The organism is Longimicrobiaceae bacterium, from assembly GCA_035936415.1.
In the GTDB taxonomy this organism is placed as follows: domain Bacteria; phylum Gemmatimonadota; class Gemmatimonadetes; order Longimicrobiales; family Longimicrobiaceae; genus JAFAYN01.
The window spans coordinates 1-4,006 of sequence record DASYWD010000204.1 but is presented as its reverse complement, the minus strand read 5'-3'; the positions used below and the strand labels follow the sequence as shown (position 1 = coordinate 4,006).

7 protein-coding genes are annotated in these 4,006 nt (G+C 73.2%); 6 read left to right on the top strand and 1 reads right to left on the bottom strand.

Features of this window, described 5'->3' with window-relative positions; genetic code table 11:
• Positions 1–59: 59 nt before the first annotated feature.
• A complete protein-coding gene (locus VGR37_07935; GenBank protein ID HEV2147319.1) occupies positions 60–902 on the bottom strand; it encodes a phosphatase PAP2 family protein in 843 nt (280 codons plus the stop codon).
• Between the two features lie 64 nt (positions 903–966).
• On the opposite strand from VGR37_07935, the gene VGR37_07930 reads away from it, so the two are divergent.
• The 6 genes from VGR37_07930 to VGR37_07905 all read left to right on the top strand — a co-directional run.
• Positions 967–1,704 carry an ABC transporter ATP-binding protein gene (locus tag VGR37_07930; GenBank protein ID HEV2147318.1) on the top strand — a complete coding sequence of 246 codons (738 nt, stop codon included), beginning with the start codon at positions 967–969 and terminating at the stop codon, positions 1,702–1,704.
• On the top strand, positions 1,701–2,420 hold the full coding sequence (locus tag VGR37_07925) for a hypothetical protein (protein HEV2147317.1): 720 nt from the start codon (positions 1,701–1,703) through the stop codon (positions 2,418–2,420). The genes VGR37_07930 and VGR37_07925 overlap by 4 nt, the downstream gene beginning before the upstream one ends.
• 76 nt (positions 2,421–2,496) lie before the next feature.
• Positions 2,497–2,709 carry a hypothetical protein gene (locus VGR37_07920; protein ID HEV2147316.1) on the top strand — a complete coding sequence of 71 codons (213 nt, stop codon included), beginning with the start codon at positions 2,497–2,499 and terminating at the stop codon, positions 2,707–2,709.
• A gap of 97 nt (positions 2,710–2,806) precedes the next feature.
• Entirely contained in the window at positions 2,807–3,034 is a 228-nt protein-coding gene (locus VGR37_07915; GenBank protein HEV2147315.1) for an AbrB/MazE/SpoVT family DNA-binding domain-containing protein, read from the top strand.
• A gap of 4 nt (positions 3,035–3,038) precedes the next feature.
• Positions 3,039–3,437 carry a type II toxin-antitoxin system death-on-curing family toxin gene (locus VGR37_07910; GenBank protein ID HEV2147314.1) on the top strand — a complete coding sequence of 133 codons (399 nt, stop codon included), beginning with the start codon at positions 3,039–3,041 and terminating at the stop codon, positions 3,435–3,437.
• A 243-nt stretch (positions 3,438–3,680) separates the two neighbouring features.
• The coding region (locus VGR37_07905; GenBank protein ID HEV2147313.1) for an NTP transferase domain-containing protein at positions 3,681–4,006 on the top strand (326 nt) is incomplete at its 3' end.

Here is a 4,006-nt window from a genome sequence, read left to right as displayed (position 1 = left end):
GTGCGGCCTCCCCGCCGCGTGGTCCCCCGCGTCCCGCGGCCCCGGCGCGTCGCCATCGGCTACGCCCGCACCCCGAGCTCCCGCTCCCGCTCGGCGTCCAGGTCCTCCTCCACCCGCTCCACCCCCGGCCGGCGCCGGCGGAAGTAGCGCACCGCCTCGATCCCCAGGGCGCAGAACACCGCCCACACGAAGCCCGCCAGGTAGCCGGCGATCACGTCGGTGGGGAAGTGGACGCCCAGGTACATGCGCGAGAGCCCGATCAGCAGGATCACCACCGCGGTGGAAGCCAGCGTCAGCCGGCGCAGCAGCGGGGTGGGCTCCAGGCGGGCCACCAGGTACGCCAGGGTCAGGTAGACCACCATGGCGGTCATGGCGTGCCCGGAGGGGAAGGAAGACTGCCCCGCGTACGGCGCGCGCCAGGGGAAGAGGTCGGGGCGCGGGCGGTCGAACAGCGCCTTCAGGATGGAGTTGAGCCCCGTGGCCCCCAGCGCCGCCACCCAGAGCAGCGCCACGGAGTAGCGGTGCCGGCTCACCCACAGGAAGGCGCTGGCGACGGCGACCACCATCCACACCACCAGCCCCGCCCCGAGCGCCGTGACCTCCAGCGCCGCCACGGTGAGCCAGGGGGTGGCGCGCTCGTTGAGCCAGAGGAGCACCGCGTCGTCGAACGACTGCGTCCGCCCCTCCGCCACCCACTCCGCCAGCCCGGCGAACCCCCAGAGGAGGAGGAGCGCCACGACCATCCCCATGGCCAGGAAGGTCCCCACCGCCGCGTGGAAGCCCTTCACGTACCGTCCGATCCAGCGGAGCAGCCCGAAGAGCAGGTTGCGCAGGCGGTCGATCATCCCCTTGCGGGGGTGTACGCGTCGCTCCGGTCCCGGGGTGCGGATCGTCTGGCTCATGGGCCGGCGCGGGCGCAGGATCCGTACCCTTGCGCCCCCGCGCCGCCCGGTCTACCGTCCCCGCATGATCCGCCTCGAGGACGTCGTGAAGGAGTACTCCGCCCCGCCCTGGCGCGCAGCCTCGGGGCGGGTGCGGGCGCTGGACGGGGTCTCGCTGGAGGTCCCCCCCGGCACCGCGCTGGGGATCATCGGGCCCAACGGGGCGGGGAAGAGCACGCTGATCCGCCTGCTGCTGGGCTTCCTCCGCCCCACCTCCGGCGAGGTGGGCGTCGGCGGAATCCCCGCGCGCGAGTACGTGGAGCGGCACGGGATCGGGTACGTCCCGGAGTCGGTCGCCATCCCGCGGCGGTGGACGGTGCGGGGTGCGCTGGGCGCCTTCGCCGCGCTGGGGGAGGTGCCGGCCGCGGGGGAGCGCATCGACGGGGTGCTGGACGCGCTGGGACTGGAGGGGCTCGCCGGGAGGCGGGTGGGGGCGCTGTCGAAGGGGAACCTGCAGAAGCTCGCGATCGCGCAGGCGCTGCTGGGCCCGCGCAAGCTCCTCCTCCTGGACGAGCCGCTGAACGGGCTGGACCCGGTGTGGGTGGCGCGCCTCCGCGACATCCTGACGGCGTGGCGGGCGGAGGACCCGGAGCGAACCCTCCTGGTGGTGTCGCACAACCTCCGGGAGGTGGAGCGCGCCGCGGACCGGGTGGCGGTGCTCGCCGGGGGGAGGATCCGCGCGGAGCTGGAGCTGCGCAGTCTTCCGGCGGGGGGGCTGGAGGGGTGGCTGCACCGCGTCCTGGCGGACGAGGAGGCCGCATGATCCCGGTGACGCTGCGCGACTGGGCGCCCCGCTTCGTGCTCCTCCTCCTGGTGGTGTGGGTCCTCTACCTCCTGGAGCCGGGCTTCCACCAGCACGAGGCGGTAGAGGCCGGGCAGCTCCCCGTGGAGGAGCTGGGGCCGCTGGGAATCTCCGCCACCCTCTCGTACCTGGGCGGGCTGGTGATGATCGTCCTCCTGGCCGGATTCGTGTCCACCGATCGCCGGCACGGGTACGCGCACCTCTTCCTGTCGCACCCGGTGCGCCCGCTGGCGCTGTACGGGCTCCGCTGGGCGCTGGCGGCGGCGGTCGCGCTGCTCGCGGCGCTGCTCTTCCTGGTGCTGGGGCAGCTCCTGGCGTGGGGAGAGCTCCGCGGCGGGTGGTCGGGGCTCCTCCTCCCCGCCCTCTCCGTGCTGGTGTACGGGGGGCTGATGGCCTTCCTCTCCGCCGCCCTGCCGAAAGGCGACGCGTGGGTGGCGCTGGCCCTGTTCCTCCCCACCTTCTTCCCGCAGCTCCTCGCCTTCCTGGAGGTCGCGGTGAACCCGGCCGGGTACCGGCTCCTTCTCTTCCTCCTCCCCCCGCAGTGGGCCTTCCAGCAGGTGTACGTGGGGATCCTGGGCGGCGCCGCCGCCTGGGGCGCGGTGGCCTACGTGGCGGGGTACGGGCTCTTCTGGCTGGGGGCGGGCGCGGTGCTGGTACGCCTGCGGGAGTGGGCGTAGCGGGCGCGCGCTTGAGGCCGCCCGCGCGGATGCCGACACTCACTGGAGCACACACCATCCAGGGAGGAGGCAGACCATGTACTCGACCCGCACTGCGCCGGAGGGCGCCACACGCGACCCGGGCCGGCTCACCCCCCGGGAGCTGGCGAGCATCGAGGAGCGCGCCCGCAGCCTGGGCGGCAACTACGTGAACGTCGCCGCCGCGATGACCCTGGCCCGGCACGACGTGCCCGCACTCCTGGCCGAGGTCCGGCGGCTCCGGGAGCGGCTGGAGGAGGGTTCTTCTTGAGCCCGCGGCGCGCCCCCCGCTCCTAATCGTGGCGGTTCCAAACAATCGGCATTATAATTGAAGGAGTAGAGGGCACATCGTTCAGGAGAACCGTACGATGACACACAGGACCAAAGTTCGCCCCATCGGCACCTCCAGCGGCGTGATCCTCCCCAGGGACGTCCTGGAGGAGCTGAACGTCCAGAACGGCGACGAGCTCGCGCTCGTGCGCACGGAGAACGGAATCGAGTTGATCCCGTTCGACCCGGAGTTCGAGGAGATGATGTCCGTCTACCGCCGCGGCGCGAAGAAGTACCGGAACGCGCTGCGGGAGCTCGCGAAGTAGCCCGGTGGACGAGCCTCGCTGGCTTTCCCGGCGGCTGGTGGACGCGATCCACCTGGACCAGCTCCGGCAGCACGGGGGATCGCCCGGGGTGCGAGACGCCAACCTCATCGAGTCGGCCCTGCAGCGTCCGCTGGACAAGTGGCACTACGGCGGCGAACGCGACCTGATCGCGCTCGCCGCCGCGTACGGCTACGGCCTCATCAAGAACCACGGCTACGTCGACGGCAACAAGCGCGTCGGCTTCATCTGCACATACGTGTTCCTCGGGGCCAACGGCGTCGAGCTGGACGCGCCGGAGCCGGAGGCGGTGATGACGACGCTCTCGGTTGCGGACGGCAGCGCGACGGAGCAGGAGCTCGCCGCCTGGCTCCGGGCCCACTCCCGCCCGCAGGGCGCGCCGTAGGCGGACTTCTCCGGAAACACCCGCCGCCCCGGATAGCCCCGTTCCGTTGACAGGATCCCCCACCTCCGCCATTGTTCAGTCGCCTCGTAAGCCCGTTCGACATCCGCACGTGGCGTAGTCCGCCGCGCACCCGCTCGCTCCCCTGCCCCCGGGCCGCACGCATCTTCGGAGACGATCCGTGAATCCCCCTGCCGGCCGCCACGCACGCGCGTGGACCGCCGCGCTCGCCTCCGGGCGGGCGGGATGATCGCAGGGATCGTGCTGGCGGCGGGGCGCTCCCGGAGGATGGGAGAGCCCAAGCCGCTCCTCGTTTTCCGGGGAGCCACCTTCCTGGAGCGCGTCGTGCGTGCGCTGCGCGAGGGAGGGTGCGAGCGGGTCGTGGTCGTCGCCGGTCCGGAGGCGGATCCCGTCGCCCGGCAGATCGCGGATGCGGCCCGCGCGGCGGGGGCGGAGGTGGCGACCAACCCGGTCCCGGACGCGGAGCAGGTGGACTCGCTCCGCGCCGGGCTCGCCGCGCTCCCCCCGCAGGCGGAGGCGGCGGTGGTCGCCCCGGCGGACGTCCCCGGGAT